This is a genomic window from Hyphomicrobium sp. D-2, from assembly GCF_029872155.1.
Lineage (GTDB): Bacteria > Pseudomonadota > Alphaproteobacteria > Rhizobiales > Hyphomicrobiaceae > Hyphomicrobium_A.
This window is the reverse complement of sequence record NZ_JARXLA010000005.1, coordinates 94,987-117,072: the sequence shown is the minus strand read 5'-3', so window position 1 is coordinate 117,072 and position 22,086 is coordinate 94,987. Positions and strand designations below refer to the sequence as shown.

17 protein-coding genes and 1 pseudogene are annotated in these 22,086 nt (G+C 60.8%); 8 read left to right on the top strand and 10 right to left on the bottom strand.

Annotation, left to right across the window (positions count from 1 at the left end):
* Positions 1-275 precede the first annotated feature (275 nt).
* Both parE and QEZ49_RS10635 read left to right on the top strand, forming a co-directional pair.
* Positions 276-2,246 carry a DNA topoisomerase IV subunit B gene (gene parE / locus QEZ49_RS10640; RefSeq protein WP_280387286.1) on the top strand — a complete coding sequence of 657 codons (1,971 nt, stop codon included), beginning with the start codon at positions 276-278 and terminating at the stop codon, positions 2,244-2,246.
* A 367-nt stretch (positions 2,247-2,613) separates the two neighbouring features.
* Positions 2,614-4,299, top strand: coding sequence for a L,D-transpeptidase family protein (locus QEZ49_RS10635; protein WP_280386730.1), 1,686 nt, complete (start codon positions 2,614-2,616; stop codon positions 4,297-4,299).
* Positions 4,300-4,599: 300 nt separating this feature from the next.
* Here QEZ49_RS10635 and QEZ49_RS10630 read toward each other — a convergent pair whose 3' ends face one another.
* Positions 4,600-5,985: a fatty acid desaturase gene (locus tag QEZ49_RS10630; RefSeq protein ID WP_280386728.1), complete on the bottom strand. Its 1,386-nt coding sequence runs from the start codon at positions 5,983-5,985 to the stop codon at positions 4,600-4,602.
* A gap of 282 nt (positions 5,986-6,267) precedes the next feature.
* On the opposite strand from QEZ49_RS10630, the gene QEZ49_RS10625 reads away from it, so the two are divergent.
* The gene (locus QEZ49_RS10625; protein ID WP_173954472.1) at positions 6,268-6,936 is read left to right on the top strand and encodes an aquaporin; all 669 of its coding nucleotides are present in this window, start codon (positions 6,268-6,270) and stop codon (positions 6,934-6,936) included.
* Positions 6,937-7,219: 283 nt separating this feature from the next.
* Positions 7,220-8,986: a DEAD/DEAH box helicase gene (locus QEZ49_RS10620; RefSeq protein ID WP_280386725.1), complete on the top strand. Its 1,767-nt coding sequence runs from the start codon at positions 7,220-7,222 to the stop codon at positions 8,984-8,986.
* Positions 8,987-9,109: 123 nt separating this feature from the next.
* Here QEZ49_RS10620 and QEZ49_RS10615 read toward each other — a convergent pair whose 3' ends face one another.
* Complete coding sequence (locus tag QEZ49_RS10615) at positions 9,110-9,676, bottom strand: DUF924 family protein (protein ID WP_280386724.1); 567 nt, start codon at positions 9,674-9,676, stop codon at positions 9,110-9,112.
* Positions 9,677-9,827: 151 nt separating this feature from the next.
* On the opposite strand from QEZ49_RS10615, the gene QEZ49_RS10610 reads away from it, so the two are divergent.
* Together QEZ49_RS10610 and QEZ49_RS10605 are read left to right on the top strand one after the other, a co-directional pair.
* Complete coding sequence (locus tag QEZ49_RS10610) at positions 9,828-10,745, top strand: MerR family transcriptional regulator (RefSeq protein WP_280386722.1); 918 nt, start codon at positions 9,828-9,830, stop codon at positions 10,743-10,745.
* Between the two features lie 285 nt (positions 10,746-11,030).
* The gene (locus QEZ49_RS10605; RefSeq protein ID WP_280386720.1) at positions 11,031-11,849 is read left to right on the top strand and encodes an outer membrane beta-barrel protein; all 819 of its coding nucleotides are present in this window, start codon (positions 11,031-11,033) and stop codon (positions 11,847-11,849) included.
* Positions 11,850-12,042: 193 nt separating this feature from the next.
* Here QEZ49_RS10605 and sufA read toward each other — a convergent pair whose 3' ends face one another.
* The 8 genes and pseudogenes from sufA to QEZ49_RS10565 form a co-directional block, all read right to left on the bottom strand.
* Positions 12,043-12,423 carry a Fe-S cluster assembly scaffold SufA gene (gene sufA / locus QEZ49_RS10600; protein ID WP_280386718.1) on the bottom strand — a complete coding sequence of 127 codons (381 nt, stop codon included), beginning with the start codon at positions 12,421-12,423 and terminating at the stop codon, positions 12,043-12,045.
* Between the two features lie 74 nt (positions 12,424-12,497).
* Complete coding sequence (locus QEZ49_RS10595) at positions 12,498-12,872, bottom strand: SUF system Fe-S cluster assembly protein (protein WP_083509487.1); 375 nt, start codon at positions 12,870-12,872, stop codon at positions 12,498-12,500.
* A gap of 252 nt (positions 12,873-13,124) precedes the next feature.
* A complete protein-coding gene (locus QEZ49_RS10590) occupies positions 13,125-14,396 on the bottom strand; it encodes a cysteine desulfurase (protein WP_280387283.1) in 1,272 nt (423 codons plus the stop codon).
* Between the two features lie 204 nt (positions 14,397-14,600).
* On the bottom strand, positions 14,601-15,944 hold the full coding sequence (gene sufD, locus QEZ49_RS10585) for a Fe-S cluster assembly protein SufD (protein WP_280386716.1): 1,344 nt from the start codon (positions 15,942-15,944) through the stop codon (positions 14,601-14,603).
* A 1-nt stretch (position 15,945) separates the two neighbouring features.
* On the bottom strand, positions 15,946-16,701 hold the full coding sequence (gene sufC / locus QEZ49_RS10580; RefSeq protein ID WP_280386714.1) for a Fe-S cluster assembly ATPase SufC: 756 nt from the start codon (positions 16,699-16,701) through the stop codon (positions 15,946-15,948).
* Positions 16,702-16,812: 111 nt separating this feature from the next.
* Positions 16,813-18,284, bottom strand: a pseudogene (gene sufB, locus QEZ49_RS10575) (Fe-S cluster assembly protein SufB).
* A 33-nt stretch (positions 18,285-18,317) separates the two neighbouring features.
* Positions 18,318-19,460 carry a cysteine desulfurase family protein gene (locus QEZ49_RS10570; RefSeq protein WP_280386712.1) on the bottom strand — a complete coding sequence of 381 codons (1,143 nt, stop codon included), beginning with the start codon at positions 19,458-19,460 and terminating at the stop codon, positions 18,318-18,320.
* Positions 19,457-19,954 carry an Rrf2 family transcriptional regulator gene (locus QEZ49_RS10565; protein WP_280386710.1) on the bottom strand — a complete coding sequence of 166 codons (498 nt, stop codon included), beginning with the start codon at positions 19,952-19,954 and terminating at the stop codon, positions 19,457-19,459. The genes QEZ49_RS10570 and QEZ49_RS10565 overlap by 4 nt, the downstream gene beginning before the upstream one ends.
* A gap of 310 nt (positions 19,955-20,264) precedes the next feature.
* Between QEZ49_RS10565 and QEZ49_RS10560 the strand changes: the two genes are divergently transcribed.
* A complete protein-coding gene (locus QEZ49_RS10560; protein WP_280386708.1) occupies positions 20,265-21,047 on the top strand; it encodes an alpha/beta hydrolase in 783 nt (260 codons plus the stop codon).
* A 19-nt stretch (positions 21,048-21,066) separates the two neighbouring features.
* A complete protein-coding gene (locus QEZ49_RS10555; RefSeq protein WP_280386706.1) occupies positions 21,067-22,068 on the top strand; it encodes a M28 family peptidase in 1,002 nt (333 codons plus the stop codon).
* Positions 22,069-22,086 lie beyond the last annotated feature (18 nt).

Genomic DNA, 22,086 nt, shown 5'->3' with positions numbered 1-22,086 from the left:
ATTCCTGCGCGCGTTCCCGTGCAGGCAGCGAATAAGCTGCGTCAATGATTGGCCGAAAAACCACGTACTCCCAAACATTTGCCCCAGATACGGACGACGACCGTTGGCCATACTTGCCAAGTCCCGGCCGGGCATGCGAGGTCTCAGCAACCACAACTTAGGGATTCGCCGCTCTCGGCCCCGTTCCCGCGTTCCCGTGCCGGCGGCGCGTCGTATCGAGGGAATGATGCATGGCTGGAGCCGCTCGCGATCTCTTAACAACGATCGAAAGCTCCATGACCGAAAAGACGGCCCGCGCTCGCCGTGCCACAGATGCTTCCGATGCCTACACGGCAGCCGATATCGAGGTTCTTGAGGGCCTCGAGCCGGTACGCCGCCGCCCCGGTATGTACATCGGCGGCACCGACGAAAAGGCGCTGCACCATCTGTTCGCCGAGATCATCGACAACTCCATGGACGAGGCCGTCGCTGGTCACGCCACATGGATCGAGGTCGAGCTGGAGAAAGACGGCTATCTGAGCGTCTCTGATAACGGGCGCGGTATTCCCATCGATCCGCATCCGAAGTTCAAGAACAAGAGCGCGCTCGAAGTCATCATGTGCACGCTGCATGCCGGCGGCAAGTTCGAGGGCAAGGCTTACAATACGTCTGGCGGTTTGCACGGCGTCGGCATCTCGGTCGTCAACGCGCTTTCGGATGTGTGCGAAGTTGAGGTTGCGCGCAGCCAGCAGCTTTACCGGATGGTGTTTTCGCGTGGTCTTCCGCAGGGCAAGCTTGAGAAGCTGGGCCCGGTGATGAACCGGCGCGGCACCAAAGTGCGCTTCCATCCTGACGAAAAGATCTTCGGCAAGAACACGCACTTCAAACCTGCGCGTCTGTTCAAGATGACGCGCTCGAAGGCGTATCTGTTCGGCGGCGTCAAGATCCGCTGGAAGTGCGATCCCGCACTCATCAGCGACGACACGCCAGCGGACGCCGAATTCCATTTCCCCGGCGGCCTGAAGGATTATCTGGCTTCCGAAATCACCGGCCGCACGCTGGTCACCAAGGATCTGTTTGCCGGCAACGTCGAGCGCGAAGGCAAGCACGGCTCGGTTGAATGGGCTGTAGCGTGGATCATCGACGCCGACGGCTTCAGTCGCTCGTACTGCAACACCATCCCGACCGGAGAAGGTGGTACGCACGAAAACGGCCTCAGATCAGCGCTTTCCAAGGGCCTGCGCGAGTTCGGCGACCGCGTCGGCAATCGCAAGGCTGCGCAGATAACGGCAGAAGACGTGATCGGAACGGCGGCTTCCATGCTGTCGGTGTTCATCCGTGAGCCGGAATTCCAGGGCCAGACAAAAGATAAGCTCGCGACGCAGGAAGCGACGCGCATCGTCGAATCCGCCGTCAAGGATGCCTTCGATCACTGGCTCAACCAAAGCCCGCAGCAGGCCACCAAGCTGCTGGAATGGGCCATCGAACAGGCCGAAGATCGGCTGAAGCGTCGGCGCGAGAAGGAAGTCAGCCGTCAATCGGCAACGCGCAAGCTGCGCCTGCCGGGCAAGCTGGCCGACTGCACCATTCAGGCGGCGGCGGGCACCGAGATCTTCATCGTCGAGGGTGACTCGGCCGGTGGCTCCGCCAAGAGCGCGCGTCAGCGCGAGACGCAGGCCATTCTGCCGCTGCGGGGCAAGATCCTCAACGTCGCCAACGCGTCATCCGCCAAGCTTTCGCAGAACCAGCTTCTGTCGGATCTCATTCTGGCGCTCGGTGTCGGCACCGGCTCGAGATATAATGACGACGATCTGCGTTATGAGCGCGTGATCATCATGACCGACGCCGACGTCGACGGTGCGCACATCGCTTCGCTGCTGATCACGTTCTTCTATCAGCAGATGCCGGAGCTGATCGAGAACGGGCATCTGTTCCTTGCCGTACCACCGCTGTTCAAGCTCACCCATGGCGCCAAATCCGTCTATGCACGGGACGAAGCCCACCGCGCGGAGCTGCTGGCCAAGGAGTTCAAGCCCGGCACCAAGGTCGACATCGGCCGTTTCAAAGGTCTGGGCGAGATGAACGCCGCGCAGCTCAAGGAAACGACCATGGACCCCAAGCGGCGGACGTTGCTGCGCGTCGAAATCGGCGATGGTGATCGCAGCGAAGTGGGCGAAGCGGTCAATGCGCTGATGGGATCGAAGCCCGAAGCACGCTTCCGCTTCATCCAGGAGCATGCGGCCTTCGCCCGCGATCTGGACATCTGAGCGCCTGACCTGCTCCTTCGCCCAAGCTGGAACCCGCGCTCCAGTTATCCAGCACAATGGCGTCAGACTGCCGAAAACTTTGTGAGTTGGGAGGCTACGGCCTCCTAAACCTCACGGAGAACCTAACCCTTTCCCGTAGCGAAAGATTTTTAACCAAAGATTTTCGGCCAGGGCATGGTTAATTGTTCCTTGAGGAACTCGATAAATCTTGACCGATAGACTACATTGTATAGGCAGCAACATCTCACAGGCTTGTGTGCCGCATGATGGTCGCACTGTAGATTTTTAACGGAGCCCAATCCCGATAATGGGAGTTTAGGGAATCTCACGTTAGATCACGCGTTAGAGCTTTCTAAGGGTTATTGAAATGGCACCTATCCATGCGCAGCGTCGCCGCCTCTCCTTTCCATCTCTCGTCGCGCTGACAGCGGTTGCCGGTGCTGCCCTGTGCGCACCAGCCGCCGCCCAGTCGAGAAAAAGCGCCGAGGCCGAAAACCAGCAGAGCAGCACGGAGCAGCGTGGATACGGAACGGCGCGTTTGGCTGTCGTTTCGCTCGGCGATCAGCGCGTCACGTTGTATGACACCACAGGTGCGCCGATCATGCATGGGCCGGTTTCCAGCGGTGCCAGCCCAAACGATACGCCGCCAGGCATCTATTCGATCCTGCAGAAAAACCGCGAGCACTATTCCAACCGCTACGACGACGCGGCGATGCCTTTCATGCAGCGCATCACCTGGACCGGCGTGGCGCTGCACGGTGGCGCCCTTCCCGGCTATCCCGCCTCTCATGGCTGCGTGCGCCTGCGCAACAACTTCGCCGGTGACATGTTCGAGCTGACCAAGCTCGGCATGCGGGTCATCGTTTCCCGCAACAACATGGCGCCGACGCCTATCTCGCACCCCAAGCTGTTCAAGCACACACCCTATCAGGGCAATGTGGCCGTGCTGACCAAGGCGGCGCACACCATGCCGATGCCGACCGAGGACGGCAGGGACACGCGCTATGAAGGCGGTCCGAACGATCCGCCCGAACTGGCTGCCCGCATGGCCGCATTCCAGGCCATCGCCGCCGCGAAGCGCACAGAAGCAGTCGAGCTGGAACGCAAGGCAACCGACGCACGCGCCAAGGCCAAGCAACTGGCGCGTCAGTCCGCCAACTCAAAGAAGGCTGTGACCACGGCTGAGCGCAACGTAAAGCGCGCAACCGACGGCCTCGCCTATGCTGAGCGCGTGCTCTCCAAGGCAACCAAGCCGAACTCCATCAACAAGGCCGAAGCGGCCAAGACCAAGGCGGAAGAGCGCCTCGCGGCAGCGCAGGCAAAGCTTGAGGCGGTCAACGCCGAAATGGCGCCCGCGCTGGAGGAGAGCAACCGCGCTGAGGAAGAGGCCAAGGCTGCTGAGACAGAGCTGCAGGAAGTTGTTGCAGCTGCCCGCGATGCCGAGCGCAAGCTTTCGCCGGTATCAGTGTTCGTGAGCCGCGCAGCCAAAAAGCTGTACGTGCGTCAGGACATGGAGCCGGTGTTTGAAACCGACGTGACAATCGTCGATGAAGATCGCCAGATCGGCACGCACACCTTTACCGCGCTCGATTTCGAGCCGGGGCGTCATGACCTGCGCTGGAACGTTGTTTCGATCGAAGGCCGCAAGGGCAACGAGCCACTGAAGGCAAGCGGCATGTATCGCCACAAGCTGAATGCTTCCGTGCCTTCGATCCCGACCGACGCCGATGCAGCGGCTGCTGCGCTGGACCGGATTGAAATCCCGGAGGAAGCCCGCGCCCGCATCTCCGAACTGGTGCTGCCCGGTTCATCGCTGATCGTTTCCGATGAACCGCTGCACAAGGAAACCGGCAAGGCAACGGAGTTCGTTGTGCTGCTGAGCGGCGAGCTGCAGGGCGGCATCATCCTGCGTCCGAAGCCGAAGCCCGAAGTTCAGGACGACTACTACGTCTTCAACTGGGGCAACTTCGGATACAGCAACCAGCCGCAGCGCCGTCAGGCTGCCAAGCAGCAGAAGAAAAAGTATAATCAGGGTCCGTTCCCCTGGTGGTGAGCTGAGCCTCCCACATCCACTCAACATGAAGGCCGCGAACTCACCGTTCGTGGCCTTTTTTGCTGGCGCTAGGCGACTCCGCTCACGCGGAGCCGGCCGTGGTTGTTCGTTGCGCTGGCGACTCTCCTGCGGAGAGCCGGCCGCCAGCGCGCATCTACGCTGCCCGCCCCCAGCATGCTTGCGATGACGTCCATCCGAGGCCGCTGTCAACAGATTCAAAACACAACGCCCCGGAAGCATGGATTCCGAGGCGTCTTAGATTTTCAACATCGCCAGGCGATACCTGTCTGACGCGAGCAGCTACCGCCGCAGCGACGCCTCGACCTCGCGAGCAATGCCTGCGGCGTCAGCCACATCGGCGTATTCGATCGCTGCGTTGTCGACGTAAGCAGCCTCGCCCGCTTTCGGCGCGTGCGCAGGCCCCAACACACCCATCGCCGTCGGCCGGCCATTGGCGTTGTCCTCATCGCCGAAATAACCTTCGACGATCACGCCCTTCTCCGCATACTCGGGATCCTGCAACATGAGTTCATGCAGGCGCTTCAGGTTGTAGTGCGGCACCGATGCCATCAGATGATGCGGCAGGTGATAATCCATGCCCCACGGAAAAACCGCATAGCGCACCAGCGGCCCGACAAGGAACACGCGCGTGTTGGTGTAGCGGCCGCGATCCGCGTTGCCGTGCTGCACCCACTGACGCAGGATCATGAACAGCGGGAACGTCGTGAACAGCGGCACGATCCACAACAGGCCGAAGTAGCCCCACGCATCGCCATAACCGGCAAGTGCCACTGCCGACAGCGCACCATAGAGAACCCCCATGTAGGTCACGCGGCTGATGGTGAGTTGGCGAATGGGTACGACCGGAGCAAGACGCGTGCGCGGAAAGTGATGCGCCGGCAGCCGCAGCAGCGCGACAACCGCCGCCGCCCACATCGTGGGCAGCACAATGGCGGCAGACTGCCAATGGCCGAATGCGCTCAGCGGCACCAGCACTGCGGGCGCGCCGAGAATGAACAGCGCACCGATACGCAACGGCCATTTGCTGCCCGGATACTGCGGATCGGCATAGGGGTTCAGCGTCCCCGTGCCCATGGAGCCGTATTTAGCGCGCGTGATCGTGTAGCGGATGAGATTCGGCGGCCAAAGCTGCTTCATCAGCTTCCAAAGGATCTCGACATGCGTGATCGGGAAGTCGAGCCAGTGGTCGCTCTCGTGCAGCTGGCTGATGTCCGGATCGCGCTCGTGATCGTTCACGAACTGATGATGCGCAAGATGGTGCAGCCGATAATGATACGTGGTGGTGACCAGCGGAAAAGCCGCCAGCCAGTCCGACGCCAGCTCATTGAGCCTGCGGTTGGCGAACAGAATGAAATGCGTGCCTTCGTGGATCACCCCGCCAAACTGATGCTGCGAAGCGCCGATGGCCACGATGGCCGCGAGCGTGACGGAAATGGCGATCAACCATGACAGCTCGCCAACCTTTGCCGACTCCAGCGCCCATGCTGTTGCGGTAACGGAGACAGCAATGACGAGATAGATGCGCGCGAGGTATTTCCAGTTGGTGGTATTGTCCCGCGCCTTCAGCGCCTGCACCTCGGTGGCGTTCTGGCGATTCGCCCGACCGGGCCGCCGATTGTGTGTTTCCCCTTGCCGGGGAGCCTCGAGCACTCCGGTTACATGCATGTCGAGCCATCCAGTTTTCTACTGTGTCATCGCGCGCCGAATCCGTTGCAACCCATTCTGGCACAGAATGAAATTGAAAAGCGTATTGAGTCGAATTGCTTTCGACGACGTTGCTGCGCGGTTACGTCAATAGAAACAATGCCCTGTTTCACGTTGCCTTTCACGCCGTCGAAGCAGTAGACATCGCGCACGGTGCCGCCTGTCCGCTTCGGCAGGTGTGCCCGGTTGCAGTGTGCGTTCTCAATCAAAAAACGAAGCGATCACAGCAATGGGGATAATACAATGCGGATGAAGGCGCTGGCCGCTGAATTTCTCGGCACATTCATGCTCGTGGCTTCCGTGCTCGGAGCTGCTCTGTTTGCATTTCCGAACGCAGGCATCATTGGCGTCGCACTGTCACTCGGCTTCACGGTGATGGCGATGATCTACGCCGTTGGCCATATCTCCGGCGGTCATTTCAATCCAGCCGTAACGCTCGGCCTTGTTGCCGGCGGACGGTTCTCGGCTGCCAACGCAATCGGCTACATCATTGCGCAGTGCGCAGGCGCCGTGGCCGCAGCGTTCGTGTTCTATCTGATTGCCGCCGGCAAGAGCGGCTTTGAGGTCGGCAACTTCGCCGCCAACATGTACGGCGGCGACTTCTACCCGCTGTTCTCGGCCTTCCTGATCGAGGTTGTGCTGACGGCAGCGTTCATCTTCATCATCATGGGTGTCACCTCTTCGCGCGCTCCGGCTGGCTTCGCTGCCATCGCTATCGGTCTTGCGCTGGCGGCCACTCAGATCATGGCGATCCCGGTCGATAACGCTTCTATCAACCCGGCCCGCAGCCTTGCCTCGGCGGCTGTTGCCCTTGGTGAGCCGCTGCAGCAACTGTGGCTGTTCTGGGTTGCGCCAATCCTCGGCGGCGTGATCGGTGGCCTGCTTGGCCGCTGCCTCATCGACAACGATTGATTAAACTCGGGCCACGAAACACGCTTCGTGGCCCGAAATTGACTGGAAAACCCGCGGTTCAACGCCACAGACCGCGGTTTTTCTTGCGTTTCAAGCTGGCATGTGCAAGCACACAGACGGCTCGAGCGCAGGGGATGCCTATTTACTTCGTCCCTTTTCGAGATTGCCGATATTTCCGGTTAGGCCCTTTTCGCCACTCCCCCTGCGCTCCGTCACCCGCTGCCGCCTTTCCAACAGGCGTCTGGCGCGGGAACGCATGAACGCAGGACGGAGACGTTTACTTTTGGAAAGCAAAACCTTCGCGGAGCTCGGCTTGAGTTCCAAGGTGCAGGCGGCCATAGATGCCGCCGGATACAAATCCCCCACCCCGATTCAAGCCGCCGCCATTCCCATCGCCGTCACCGGCCGTGATGTTCTTGGCATTGCGCAGACGGGAACCGGCAAAACGGCTTCCTTCGTGCTGCCGATGATTACCCGTCTTGAGACGGGCAGAGCCCGGGCCCGGATGCCCCGCTCGCTGATTTTGGCCCCGACCCGAGAGCTGGCCGCCCAGGTGGCCCAAAGCTTCGAGAAGTACGGCGTCAACAACAAGCTCAACCTCGCACTACTCATCGGCGGCGTGTCGATGGAAGATCAGGTGAAACGCCTTGATCGCGGTGTAGATGTTCTCATCGCTACTCCCGGACGCCTGATCGATCATTTCCAGCGCGGCCGCGTGATGCTGATGGGCGTGGAAATTCTCGTCATCGACGAAGCCGACCGCATGCTCGACATGGGCTTCATTCCCGACATCGAGAAGATCTGCAAGCTGCTGCCGCCGCGCCGTCAGACGCTGTTCTTCTCGGCAACGATGCCGCCGGAAATCACGCGCCTGGTTAGCCAGTTCCTGACCAATCCGGAACGCGTTGAGGTTGCTCCGCCAGCCACAACCGCGAAGACGATCACCCAGCGCTTCCAGTATTGCGAAGGCGGCGAGGACTGGGTGAAGCGCGAGATGCTGCGCGAGCTTATCCGCGAAACCAACGTCCGCAACGCCATCATCTTCTGCAACCGCAAGGTTGATGTCGCCATCCTGCATAAATCGCTGACGAAGCATGGCTTCTCGGCAGGTGCACTGCACGGCGACCTTGACCAGAAGAGCCGCATGGAAACGCTGGACAAGTTCCGTTCCGGCGAACTGAAACTGCTCGCGGCAAGCGATGTTGCGGCGCGCGGCCTCGACATCCCCGATGTCAGCCACGTGTTCAACTTCGACCTGCCCTGGCAGACCGATGACTACGTGCATCGCATCGGCCGCACCGGGCGCGCCGGCAAAGAGGGCCATTCCACCTCGCTCGTAACCTTCGACGAACTGAAGTCGATGAAGGAAATCGAGAAAATGCTGGGCGAACCGGCCGAGTGGATCGGTGATGCTCCGTCCGAGGAAGACTTCGCGGAAGCCGGCAAGAAGCGCCGTGGACGTGGCGGGCGCAACAACGCAAAGCGCGGCCGCAGCGGCAGTGGTAGCGGTCGTTCGCAGTCTGCGGAAGCCGGTTCGCAAGCCCGCAGCTCGGACGACAGATCGCGCCGCTCCGGTTCCGGTTCTGCCAAGCGTGCTGAAGCTCCTGTTGCAGCAGGCGTTGAGGGCGACCAACCGCAGCTTGCTGCGGAGCGTTCCTCCGATAAGCCGCGCCGCTCTCGCCGTCGCGGTGGACGCGGTAACGGTGAGGCACGCGCCGCATCGTCAGCGTCCGCACCGGCCACCGAGGCAGCAGCCGCTGCGCCGGTAGCCCGCGCTGCACCCACGTCGGAAAACTCAGCTCCTTCGCGTCAGCCGCGTAACGAAGACCGGGCGCCACGGCAGTCTGCTCCCCGTAACGAGCAGCAGCCGGAACGCGCACAGCAGGCGCGCGCGCCGCGGCCGCAGCAGGAACAGCGTTCCGACAACCGTGATCGCACGCCACGCGATCGCGATCGGCAGCCGGAGAAGCGTTCGCTGGCATTTGCCGACAACATCCCCGCGTTCCTGCGCAAGCCGGTGCGCCGGCCAGTAAAGGCCGCGAGCGAGTAATCGCTCCAGCTGGCCAGCTCCAGAATAAGAAAACGCACGACCGAGAAATCGGCCGTGCGTTTTTTTTAATCTCGTCGTGCTGATCAGCCCGCGCGCGGACAACCGTGCCCCGACGGCAAGCAGCTAGAATGAACTGCCCGGCTGCTGCAGGAATGCGGTTTCCTCAGCGGTTGAAGGCCGCCCCAGAATGGCGTTGCGATGGGGAAAGCGGCCGAAACGCGCGATGACATCGCGATGCGCCTCGGCATAGCGTGTGAACTCGGCGTCGCCCAACGTGCTGATAAGCTCAACCGCGCGCTCCTGATCCGCCAGCGCTTCGCTGTGTTCAAACGGCAGATACAGAAACACCCGGCGATCCAGAGGAATGCGGTTGTCCATATGCAGCGCGATCGCCAGTCGCGCCACTGCCCGCGCCAGCTCATCGTAAGCAAATGACTGCGGCTCACCGCGATAGATGTTGCGCGTGAACTGGTCGAGAACGATCACGCTGGCCAGCACGTGGTCCGGGCTGGAAATTGCCGTATCGATGGGACGACGGTTGATTTCATCGACGAGAGGCGCAAACCGCTGCCGGATCTCGTCGTCGATCGCCGCATCCTTCACAAACCAGCCTTTACGGCCGAGCTTGTCGAACCAGAACGTCAGAACATCTGACACCCATGCCGGATCGGTGTTTGAAGCAGCCGTCATGTTTCCTCGCCCTGTGGTTCCAAATTCCGCGCGTCAACCAACATAGAATCCCGATGCACGCGCAGCCGTTCCATCGCCCGAAATAGACTAACGAATAGAAAAGTTTTCACCCTGTTGACTCTCCACCTGCTGGAGGCCCCAGAGATTTTCCATGACCGACCACATTCACACAATCGGCGAAGTCGCAAAGATGAGCGGAATCCCCGTCAGGCGATTGCGCTTTTATTCCGACACAGGATTGCTGCCGCCAACCGCGCGGACGGCCAGCGGATACCGGATGTATTCGGAAGCTGACCTAGCAAAACTGGATCTGATTGTGGCGATGCATCAGGCAGGAATAAGCCTTGCGGAGATTGGCAGGACAGTAGCGAAAAATCTCTCGCTCACCGAGGTTCTTTCGCTGCGTCTACAGGCGATCGAAGCAGAAATTTCTGCTGCCCAGCGTACCGCCGAAGCATTGCGGTCGGTCTTGAAGTTGAACAACCCCACACCTCAGGATCTAAGGGAACTCTGGACCGTGACCCATCAATCGCAACAGCATTTCCGCAGCACCATCCGCAGCTTTCTCACCAGCGTTACAGAGGACGCCAACCTCACGAGCGCTGTGCGTCAGCAGATCATTGCATTGGGCACAGAAGACCTTCCAAGCATGCCGACGCAGGAGCAGAAGGCGATCATGGACGAAGTGACGGCGGTGCTTTCGGACGCCACGTTTGTTGATGAAATGCGTGAAAGCATGGCCGGCATGTGGACGCAGGACTTTGATCTCAATGCTTTCATCGCCGCTGCGCAACGCGCCACCGAACAGGCTCTCGATGCCTTGAACGCAGGCCATACACCCGATTCCGATGCCGGACATCGGGTTGCAACCGCATGGATAAAGGATGCAGCGAAGGCGATGGGTCGCAAACCCGACGGCGCCTTCCGCGAATGGCTCCTCAATCAGTTCATCGCCTATGACGCACGGGCAATGCATCACCGGCATGCCACTCAGCAGCCCACTGAACTATCTGGCGCGCAGGCCAATGAGTGGCAGTGGATCGTCAGCGCAATGAAATATCAGCGCTGATAACCATAACAATTGCGGCCGTCGCGTTACGGTTGATGCGGCGGCCGCAATCTGGACTTCAGGCCTGCACCTCGGGATTTGCTTCTTGTACGCGAGCTGACAATCAGTCTCCAGCACGCACGTTCCGATTGTAAATTTGAACGCCGCAGCGGTCGCTCCAGAACGACGCACAGGATTGCGTGCAATGAACAATGTGTATTGCAACAAGGCCATGCACCGGCGCCCGAGCAGCAATATTTTCTGATCAGCGGGATCGATCTGATCCCGTCATCAGCGGGGGCAGCCATGAAACTAAAACTGACGTTAGCAGTCGTGGCGAGTTTGGTAACGCTTCACAGTGTGGCTGCCGATGGCTGGAACTCCAGCGGCGGCGCAGCGGCAGTCGCTGCAGCACCGGGACGCGGCGTTTACGTCGGCCTGTTCGGTGGCGGCGGCTTCGGCAGCTCCAACGACATCATCCAACGTGGAACCGCCTATTTCGTCGAAGCCCAGGGCGGTCCGCTGGCGGTCAACGCAACCGGCAGCACCAACAGCGGCGGTGTCGGATTTATCGGCGCACAGGTTGGTCATGAGTGGTCATATAATTCGCTCATGCTGCCCGCGTTCGAGATCGAAGGTTTCTACCTCGATACCGGCAAGAGGCACGCAACGGTGAACGCTCCAAGCGTACGGCTGCCGGTGCATACGTTCGAAAACTCATTTTCGTCCAACAGCACCGTCTTCCTGGCGAACATGGTTCTCAGCTTCCCGACGTCGTACAGCATCACCCCGTATATCGGCGGCGGCATCGGCGCGGCGCGGCTCTCACTTACTGGAGCGGATTCGCTGCAAGTGACGCCGATGGAAGCAGGCATCAATCACTTCAATTCAGGCACCTCGTCCGACGCGTGGACCTTCGCGGCACAGATCAAGGCCGGTGCGCGGCTCGCCATCAGCAGCAACGCTTATCTGTTCGGCGAATATCGCTACCTGTACGTCGGCTCTGTGGATCAGACGTTCGGATCTACCGTGTACGCCAACCACGCGCCCACCTCGCCCTGGACGGTCCAGTTCGACTCTACGTCCTACCAGTTGGCCACTGCAGGCGTCGGGATCGGCTTCTAGAGCCTTTCAGCGTTTCGTTGAAACGCGACAAGGCTCTAGAGTTTGTTTCGTCGTGCTTCTTATCGGAAAACCGGTTCCCACTTTTCCGGAAGTTCTAAGGTCAGCACCAAGATCCGCCGGGGCACCGCGTCATCCCGGCGGGCTGGTTGCTGAAAGGCGTCGGTCACAGCCATCTGTCGACGGCCGAGCGCGCTCAGTCGGCGTGCGAGGCTTTCTCGGCGGCGGGCACGAGATTGACGCTCTCGCCGCAGCCACAAGCACCGCGCTGGTTGGGATTATTGAAAACGAACTGGCTCGAAAGCTTGTCGGTCTGGAAGTCCATCTCAGTGCCGAGCAGGTACATGATCGCGGTTGGCTCGATCAGCAGAATAGCGCCGTCCTGCTCGATGACCTCATCGTGCGGTGATTTTTCTTCCACCATCGCCATGGTGTATTCCATGCCGGCGCAACCGCCCTTCTTGATGCCCACGCGCAAACCAAGCGCCTTCGGATTAGCATCCATGAGCGACCGGATGCGGCGCGCGGCGGCAGCGGTCAAAGTTACGATCTTGGGCATCACGCGCAGAGTGGGCATCGCGACCTTCCTGATTTGCGTCAGCACCGAATATAGGCAGTGCCGGGCGCTTTCGAAACACCCGTGTTTTTGAATTAGAACATGTTGAGGGCGAGACGCGCCTCGTCCGACATGCGGCCCATGTCCCACGGCGGATCGAACGTCATCGTCACCGACGTGTTGGCGACGCCCGGCACGGCATTGACGGCATTTTCGACCCACTTGGGCATTTCGCCGGCAACCGGGCAGCCCGGAGCCGTCAGCGTCATGGTGACCACAACGTTGCGGTCATCGTCGACATCAACCGCATAAATCAGGCCCAGTTCGTAAATGTCGGCCGGTATTTCCGGGTCATAGACAGTTTTGAGCGCGGCGATGATATCGCGCAGGAATGGGTCGTCGCTGTCGGTCGAGAGGATACCGTCCGGCGTTGTCGCGCCCCTGAAGTCAGATCCGCTGGTCTCAGACATGAGCGCCGGAGCCCGGCGTGGCTTGGATTCCGAGATGTAAGCCGCCGCGGCCGCATCCGCTTCTTCCGTAACGTCCGCACCACCAGCATCCGGCGTTTCGGGTGCATGCACTGCAGCCTCGAAGGCAGCCTCGGCGGACTGCTCGGCCGGCGCAGCAACAACGTCCTGCTCCGTCGAAGCCGCGCTCAGCTCCTGCTGCTCTGCCTCGATCTTTGACGCACCGGGCTTGCCGTCGTCCATCACGTTTCGTCCTTATACAAACAGCTCGTGCGCGCGTTCCAGTGCGGCAACGAAAGCGTCGACATCCTGCTTCGTGTTGTACATCGCGAACGATGCCCGCGCGACGGCGCTCACGCCAAGCCGCTCCAGCAGCGGCTGCGCGCAATGGTGGCCAGCGCGCACCGCAACACCGGAGCGATCGATGATCGTTGCGATGTCGTGCGCGTGCAGACCGTCCATGGTGAATGAAATGATTGCGCCCTTGCCCGGCGCGTTGCCGTAAATCTTCAGCCACGGCAGATCGGCCAGCCGCGCGTGCGCATAGCTGCGCAGCTCTGCCTCGTGATTGGCGATGTTATCGCGGCCCACCTGCATCATGTAATTGAGCGCCGCGCCCAGCCCGATCGCTTCCACAATCGGCGGCGTGCCAGCTTCAAAGCGATGCGGTGGCTTGCCATAGGTAATGCGGTCGACCGACACATGTTCGATCATGCCGCCGCCACCCTCATAGGGCCGCATCTTTTCCAGCAGCGCGCGCTTGCCGTACAAGACGCCGATACCCGACGGACCGTAGGTCTTGTGTCCGGTGAACACATAGAAGTCGGCATCAAGCGCACGGACATCGATCGGCATGTGCACCGCCGACTGGCTGCCATCGACCAACACCGGAATGCCGCGATCATGCGCGAGGCGGATCACCTCGCGGATCGGCACCAGCGTTCCCGTGACGTTCGACATCTGCGTGATGGCGACAATCTTGGTGCGCGGCGTCAGCAGCTTTTCGAACTCGGCCAGCTGAAATTCGCCGTTGTCGGCGATCGGCGCCCACTTCAGCACCGCGCCCTTGCGCTCGCGATGGAAATGCCACGGCACGATATTCGAGTGGTGCTCCATGATCGACAGGACGATCTCGTCGCCCTCGCCGAAATCAGCACCGAAGGAATCGGCCACCAGGTTGATTGCCGACGTTGCGTTGCGGGTGAAGATGATTTCATCGACGCTTTCAGCGTTGAGGAAGCGCCGCACGCTCTCACGCGCATCCTCGAACCGCTGCGTCGTCGTGTTCGACAGGTAATGCAGCCCGCGATGCACGTTGGCGTATTCGAAGCGATTGACATGGTCCATCGCTTCGATCACCGACCGCGGTTTCTGCGCGCTCGCCGCGTTATCGAGATAGACAAGCGGTTTGCCGTAAACTTCCCGATAGAGAATGGGAAAGTCCGCGCGGATGGCCTCGACATCAAACGGCGCTCCGAGGCTACCGGATGCCCCGGCCACCGTTGCCACCGTCTTGGGATCGTCCATCGCGCGCGTTCCTGTCGTCATGCTGGAGACAATCGCCTGTCATCAAATCGCGATGCGGCTCCAGGCTTTTTAGGCCGATGATTCACGCTTCGTACGGATAGGGTCCGAAGCGATCATGGTCTTTCTCGAGACCGATGATTCACGCTTCGTACGGATAGGGTCCGAAGCGATCATGGTCTGGTCTTCCCGTGCGGACCAACAGCCTTAAGCCGCAACCTTCTCGGCCGCTGCCCGATGCAGCCATTCACGGGCGATATCAGCCAGCGCGTCGCGCACGTCTTCGCGCTCGACCTTCTCGATGGCTTCGCCGACGAACGACTCGATCAGCAGCGCCCGTGCCTGTGCCAACGGAATGCCCCGCGAGCGACAGTAGAACACGAGGTCTTCATCCAGATCAGCGCTGGTGGAGCCATGGCCGCAGACAACGTCGTCGGCATAGATTTCCAGCTCCGGCTTGGAGTCGAACTCGCAGTCGGGCGACAGCATCAGCACCTGAGCCATCTGCTTACCGTCGGTCTTCTGTGCGTCCTGACGCACGATAACCTTGCCCTGGAACACACCGCGGGCATGGTCGTCCAGCACGCCCTTGAACAGCTCGCGGCTGATGCAGCGCGGGACAGCGTGATCGACAACCAGCGTTGTATCAACGTGCTCGCCGTGCCGGGCAATGAAGATGCCCGAAAGATCGATTTCGCTTTCCTCACCGGCGAAGGTGATGACCAGTTCGTTGCGAGCCAATCCCGTTCCGGCCGTGAGATGGAAGGCGCGATAGTTGGCCTTGGCGTCAAGATCCACCAGCCAGTTGGCGAGATGAATACCAGCGCCCGCTTCCAGCGTTGCCTTCACGTGGCTCAGCTTTGCGCCTTTGCCAACCGCAACCTTGGTCAGCGTGTTGCAACGATAGTCCGTCGCTGCACCCGGCAGCTTCACGAACGCTTCAACAACGGTCGCTTCAGACGCTTCGCCAATGCGCACGATGTTGCGCACAGTTGTGGTGACGGCATTGCCATCTGCGCGCAGGTGTACGACCAGCACCGGACGATCGAGCGTTACTTCCGCAGCGATGTCGATCACGGCGCCATCGGTTGCGTAAGCGGAGTTCAGAGCCACGACAGCATTGCTTTCGCTGCCGGCAGCCGCCAGCAGTTCGGCGTCGCCATCGCTCGCCAGTACCGTCGCCAGCGATGAAACTGTCACCGCACCATCCGCGACGAGATCCGAAAGATCCGGCGCGAATTTGCCATCGACAAACACAACGCGGTGTGCCGCGAATGTTGCCAGCGGACCGAGAACGGAAATGACCTCAGCGTTCGAAGGCAGCGATGCCTTGCCCGATGCGGGAGGCAGAGCCTCCTTCATCGCGTTGCGCAGGTCGGTATATTTCCACTCTTCAACGCGCCGATGCGGCAGACCAAGCGCACCGAAATGGCCCAGCGCCTCAAGGCGGACTTTAGCGGCCGCTTCGCCACCTGGCAGCTCGCCAGCACGGCTTGCAAACGCTTCACTCAGCGCCTGCTCAGCCTTTGTTTTCATGATCGCCACGTTCATCTCACGCCGCCTTCGTCTGGTACTCGGCATAGCCGGACTTTTCGAGCTGCTTCGCGAGCGAAGCATCACCCGATGTGCGGATACGTCCATCAACCATCACGTGAACACGGTCAGGCACGATGTAGTTCAACAGACGCTGATAGTGCGTGATCACCAGCATCGAGCGATCGGGCGAACGCATGGAGTTGACGCCCTCCGAAACGATGCGCAGCGCGTCGATGTCGAGACCGGAATCCGTTTCGTCGAGCACGCACAGCGTCGGCTCCAGAACTTCCATCTGCAGGATTTCCGAGCGCTTCTTTTCACCACCCGAGAAGCCAACGTTCACCGGGCGCTTCAGCATCTCAGTGTCGATGTTGAGCCGGTCAGCCTTCGACTTCACGAACTTCATGAACTCAGGCGTTGTCAGCTCAGCTTCGCCACGCGCCTTGCGCACCGCGTTCACCGCTGTACGCAGGAACGTGAGGCCAGCAACGCCCGGGATCTCCATCGGATACTGGAACGCCAGGAACACGCCCTTTGCAGCGCGCTCTTCCGGATCCATCTCAAGGATGCTTTCGCCGTTCCAGAGAATGTCGCCGCCGGTTACTTCATAGTCGTCGCGGCCGGCCAGCACATAGGCGAGCGTGGATTTGCCCGATCCGTTCGGCCCCATGATCGCGTGCACTTCTCCCTTGGGGATGGTCAGCGTCAGCCCCTTCAGGATCTCGCGATCCTCGTCGGCGATTTTCACATGCAGGTCTTTGATCTCAAGCATTCTCGTTACTTTCTTTCAGTGTTCGCCGAGCGCCGACTCGGACCGATTTAATCTCATCTGAGGCGGTGCCGATGCACCGCCTTTGCTCATTTCAATTTGCGTGCGCCGCCGTTAGCCGACGCTGCCTTCCAGCGAAATGCCGATCAGCTTCTGCGTTTCCGCCATGAACTCCATCGGCAGCTTCTGCAGCACGTCGCGAACGAAGCCGTTCACAACCAGTGCCACAGCCTCTTCCTCGGAAAGTCCGCGCTGGCGGCAATAGAACAGCGTGTCGTCGGAAATTTTCGACGTCGTCGCCTCATGCTCGAAGTGCGCGGTCGAGTTCTTGGCCTCGATGTACGGCACCGTATGCGCACCACAGCGATCGCCGATCAGCAGCGAATCGCAGTTGGTGAAGTTGCGCGCGCCGGTTGCCTTGCGATGCGCCGACACGAGACCGCGATAGGTGTTCTGCGAGAAGCCCGCCGCGATGCCCTTGGAGATGATCCGGCTGGTGGTGTTCTTGCCCAGGTGGATCATCTTGGTGCCGCTATCCACCTGCTGCCACCCGTTCGACACCGCGATGGAATAGAATTCACCGCAGGAGTTGTCGCCGCGCAGGATGCAGCTCGGATACTTCCAGGTGATCGCAGAGCCGGTCTCAACCTGCGTCCACGAAATCTTCGAGTTGCGGCCACGGCAATCGCCGCGCTTGGTCACGAAGTTATAGATGCCGCCCTTGCCCTGCTTGTCGCCGGGATACCAGTTCTGCACCGTCGAATACTTGATTTCGGCATCGTCCAGAGCGATCAGTTCGACGACAGCAGCATGCAGCTGATGCTCATCGCGCATCGGCGCCGTGCAACCTTCCAGATACGAAACGTAAGCACCCTTGTCGGCGATGATCAGCGTACGCTCGAACTGGCCGGTCTGCTTCTCGTTGATGCGGAAGTAGGTGGAAAGTTCCATCGGGCAGCGCACGCCTTCCGGCACGTACACGAACGAGCCGTCGGTAAACACCGCCGAGTTCAGCGCCGCATAGAAGTTGTCAGCCTGCGGAACGACAGAGCCGAGATACTTCTGCACCAGCTCCGGATGCTCACGCACCGCTTCGGAGATCGAGCAGAAGATCACGCCAGCCTTCGCCAGCTCTTCCTTGAAGGTCGTGACGACCGAGACGCTGTCGAACACCGCGTCGACGGCCACCTTCGCGCCCTGCACACCGGCAAGCACTTCCTGCTCGCTGCAGGGGAATGCCAAGCTTTGCATAGGTTGCCAGCAACTCGGGATCGACTTCATCCAGGCTCTTGGGACCCTCGGCGTTCTTCGGCGCCGCGTAGTAATACAGATCCTGAAAATCGATCTTGGGATAGTTGACCTTGGCCCATGTCGGCTCGGTCATGTTGACCCAACGCCGATAGGCTTCAAGCCGCCATTCCAGCATCCACTGCGGCTCGCCCTTCTTCGCCGAGATGAAACGCACGATGTCTTCGGAAAGACCCTTGGGCGCGCTTCACCGTCTCGATCTTGGTTTCGAAGCCATACTTGTACTGGTCGACGTCGATCTTACGGACCTGGTCGATCGTCTCTTGTACCGCTGCCATCAGCTACCCTTTCAACGTCCAATTCCTTAGCAGTCAGGCGGCGAGCGCCGTTCCACCTGCTGCCTTCTTCCATGCCGCCAGAAAGGCGGTAACGTCGTCATCGGTGGTGCCAGCACCAAGGCTGACACGCACCGCCGAACCTGTGATCGATGCGTCGAGGCCCATCGCGGCCAGCACGGTGTTTTCACCGATCTTGCCGGAGGTGCAGGCCGCACCGGAACTGATTGCGATGCCGTCGAGATCCATACGGATCACCAGCGTCTCGGACGGTTTGCCCGGCATCGCGATGCATGATGTGTTGGCAATGCGCGCAACATTCCGGCCGATGATGACTGCTGCAGGCGTCTCGCGCATGACATCCGCCTCCAGCCTATCGCGCAGCACCTGCAGCCGCTCCGACGAGCGCTCGCATTCCCTCTGCACTTCGGCCGCTGCCGCACCGAACCCCGCAATACCAGCGACGTTTTCAGTGCCGCCACGGCGACGCCGTTCCTGCCCGCCGCCACGCACCAGCGCCGGCAGATTATTGCCGTCGCCAACGATGAGCGCACCGACGCCGCGCGGACCACCCAGTTTGTGGGCTGAAATCGTGAGCGTGTCGGCGCCGATATCGGAAAACTGAAACGGCAACCGTCCAACACCCTGCACAGCATCAACATGGAACTGGATGCCGAGATCGCGCGCCATATTGCCCGCTTTCGCCACCGGCTGAATAACGCCGGTCTCGTTGTTGGCCATCATGACGCTGAGCAGCACCCGCCGCGCATCCTGATGCCGCGACACTGCTTCGGCCAGAGCCTCCCTTGCCGCAGCAAGATCGACAACGCCATCGGTGGAAACCGGCAGCTTGATAATTTCAGCGCCGCTTCCACGCGCCGGCGCCAGCACGGGATCGTGTTCGATATCAGCAACGCATATCGCAGCCCAACCGGCCGCCATCACGCAATTGTTGGCTTCTGTCGCGCCACTGGTGAACACAACCTCGCTGGGCGTGGCGCCGACAAGCGCGGCCACGTGTTCGCGTGCGCCCTCGATGATCGTACGCGCGCGCCGCCCTTCAGCATGCACGGATGAAGCATTGCCCGGCGCATCAAGCGCCGCCAGCACTGCTTCACGCGCGGCAGGCCGCAGCGGCGCCGATGCGTTGTAATCAAGGTATGTCCGCACCCGCGTCATTGGCCAGCGAACTCCGGTGCGCGTGCTGCAGATACGGGTTGCTGAACCGGCTGATCGGCCTTGACGCCGTACGCCAGTTTTTCCTGCGGAATGCCGTGCACCACTTCCGCCAGCGAGACGCCGGAGAGAAACGCCAGAATGTGCCCGCTGAGCGCATGCCGCAGTCCGTGGGTCAGGCAGCGCTTGTCGCCAAGGCAACCCGGCTCTTCGCTGTCATGGCAACGGGTGAGCCGCGTTTCTTCCTCCACAGCGCGCAGGATGTCGACAACGGGAATTTCGGTCGCCGGACGCGCAAGCGCATAACCGCCGCTGCGGCCGCGCGCGCTTTCCACCAGACCGGCGCGACGCAGGCGCAGGAAGATCTGCTCCAGATACGCAACCGACAGCCCCTGGCGCTCAGCGATGGCGGACAGCGGAATAGCGGATTCCGCGCCATACTTGGCGAGGTCTGCCATCGCCATCACGGCGTATCGGCCCTTGGTGTTCAGTTCCACGGTCGCTTTCCTCCATGATCGCACCCCAAATTCCGCATCTGGGCGATCACTCAAGCCGCGTCATTCCGGCGCTTTCACTTGCAATTGGCACTGGGCCATGTGCTAAGAAGCGCCACCCCGTTGCCAAAGCTGGGTTTCGAATAATTCGAGCCCATCTTTTCGAACGGTTCTAAAGTTTCTGGGAATATGAAAATTCCGAGCCCACAAGTCAAGGTTTGGGTTTGCCCGAATCCACGACATGTATTCAAGGGCCCTGCGGCGCGTTTACGCGCAGGCCGCCATCCGTAGCCCCGATAGAACTGGAATTGCGATGCCCGAATTGATCATCAATGGGCCGGCTGGCCGTCTGGAAGCCCGCTACCATCATGAACCGGCCAGCGATAGCCCCATCGCCCTGATTCTGCATCCGCATCCGCAGTTCGGCGGCACGATGAACAATCAGGTCGTCTACACGCTCTATCACACCTTCGTGGAGCGCGGCTTTTCGGTGCTTCGCTTCAACTTCCGGGGCGTTGGACGCAGCCAGGGCATCTGGGACGGCGGTCCGGGCGAGCTTTCGGACGCCGCTTCTGCGCTCGACTGGCTTCAGATCGTCAAGCCGGACGCCAAGAGCTGCTGGATTGCCGGCGTATCGTTCGGCACCTGGATCGCCATGCAGTTGCTGATGCGCCGCCCAGAAGTTGCGGGCTTCATCTGCGTCGCTCCGCCATCCAACCTCTATGACTTTTCGTTCCTGGCGCCCTGCCCCTCTTCGGGCCTGATGATCAACGGCGACAAGGACCGCGTGGTGCCGTCGAACTCGGTGGCGGATCTGTCCCAGCGCCTCAAGACCCAGCGCGGCATCAAGATCACCCATCAGGTCGTTCCGGGCGCCAATCACTTCTTCGAGAACAAGACTGACGAACTGAAGGACGCGGTCGGCACCTACCTCGATGAACGTCTGGTGCAGGCCGAAATCGATCGCGCCAACGAGAAGGAGCGCGAGAAGGAGAAGGAGCGCGAGCGTCAACGCCAGCGCGAAACCGATCGCCAGGAAGCTGCGCCTGAAATCGAAGATATCGACGACGGCGCTGACGACGGCGACGACGATTGATACCAAGCGGGGGGCGCAGATGTTACGGATCGTCACGCGAACGCTCGTTACACTGCTCCTGCTGGCTCTCGTCGCGCTCGGCGCGGCCTATTGGTATTCAGTGCATCTACCGGGACGGAGCTTTTCAGGCCCTGTCCCGGCCGCCACGGAACAGGAACGCGCACTCGCCACCCGGCTGCAGCGCCATGTCGAGGCGATCGCCAGCGAACCGCACAATGTGGCTCACTACGCAGCGCTTGAACGGGCTGCAGCGTATATCGAAACCGAGCTTGCTGCGCTCGGTTACATCCCGCAAGCGCAGGCGTGGGATGTCGACGGCAAATCCGTCCGCAATATCTCCGTTGAACTCGCACCACAGAACGCCAACGCTGATACACCGGCGCTGGTGATCGGTGCCCATTACGATTCCTATGCCGACGCACCCGGCGCCAACGACAATGGCACCGGATCGGCGGCGGTTATCGAGCTTGCGCGGCTGTTGAAAGATGCCCCACTCGGCGACAAACGCCTGCGATTGGTGCTGTTCGTGAACGAAGAGCCACCCTACGGCGGCACGCCGGACATGGGCAGCTATCATTACGCCAAGGCGCTGAAAGAAGCGGGTGAGAACGTCATCGGCATGATGTCGCTGGAAACCATCGGGTCGTTTTCCGACGAGCCAGGTTCGCAGCAATACCCGTTCCCGTTCAACCATGTCTTCGATGACGTCGGCAATTTCGTCGCCTTCGTAGCGCTGCCGGGCGGGCGCACCTTCCTGCATGACGTTGTGCGCAGCTTCCGCGCCGATACCGCGCTGCCGTCGATCGGCGGCACTGCACCGGAATCCATTCCCGGCATCGCCTGGTCAGATCACTGGTCGTTCTACACCTTCGGCTATCCGGCGATCATGGTGACGGACACTGCGCCGTTCCGCTATCGCCACTATCACACCACCGAGGACACGCCGGACAAGGTCGATTACGACAAGCTGGCCCGCGTCACGTTTGGAATTGCAGCGGCCGCGCGCGATCAACTGCGCTGATCACGTGGCAGTCTGCTC

Coding starts and splice junctions, on each gene's coding strand:
- QEZ49_RS10570 (WP_280386712.1), bottom strand. CDS start 19,460: ATGACGCGGGTGCGGACATACCTTGATTACAACGCATCGGCGCCGCTG.
- QEZ49_RS10635 (WP_280386730.1), top strand. CDS start 2,614: ATGGCACCTATCCATGCGCAGCGTCGCCGCCTCTCCTTTCCATCTCTC.
- sufA (WP_280386718.1), bottom strand. CDS start 12,423: ATGCCCACTCTGCGCGTGATGCCCAAGATCGTAACTTTGACCGCTGCC.
- parE (WP_280387286.1), top strand. CDS start 276: ATGACCGAAAAGACGGCCCGCGCTCGCCGTGCCACAGATGCTTCCGAT.
- QEZ49_RS10625 (WP_173954472.1), top strand. CDS start 6,268: ATGCGGATGAAGGCGCTGGCCGCTGAATTTCTCGGCACATTCATGCTC.
- QEZ49_RS10555 (WP_280386706.1), top strand. CDS start 21,067: ATGTTACGGATCGTCACGCGAACGCTCGTTACACTGCTCCTGCTGGCT.
- QEZ49_RS10560 (WP_280386708.1), top strand. CDS start 20,265: ATGCCCGAATTGATCATCAATGGGCCGGCTGGCCGTCTGGAAGCCCGC.
- QEZ49_RS10630 (WP_280386728.1), bottom strand. CDS start 5,985: ATGCATGTAACCGGAGTGCTCGAGGCTCCCCGGCAAGGGGAAACACAC.
- sufD (WP_280386716.1), bottom strand. CDS start 15,944: ATGAACGTGGCGATCATGAAAACAAAGGCTGAGCAGGCGCTGAGTGAA.
- QEZ49_RS10590 (WP_280387283.1), bottom strand. CDS start 14,396: ATGGACGATCCCAAGACGGTGGCAACGGTGGCCGGGGCATCCGGTAGC.
- QEZ49_RS10605 (WP_280386720.1), top strand. CDS start 11,031: ATGAAACTAAAACTGACGTTAGCAGTCGTGGCGAGTTTGGTAACGCTT.
- QEZ49_RS10595 (WP_083509487.1), bottom strand. CDS start 12,872: ATGTCTGAGACCAGCGGATCTGACTTCAGGGGCGCGACAACGCCGGAC.
- QEZ49_RS10615 (WP_280386724.1), bottom strand. CDS start 9,676: ATGACGGCTGCTTCAAACACCGATCCGGCATGGGTGTCAGATGTTCTG.
- QEZ49_RS10610 (WP_280386722.1), top strand. CDS start 9,828: ATGACCGACCACATTCACACAATCGGCGAAGTCGCAAAGATGAGCGGA.
- sufC (WP_280386714.1), bottom strand. CDS start 16,701: ATGCTTGAGATCAAAGACCTGCATGTGAAAATCGCCGACGAGGATCGC.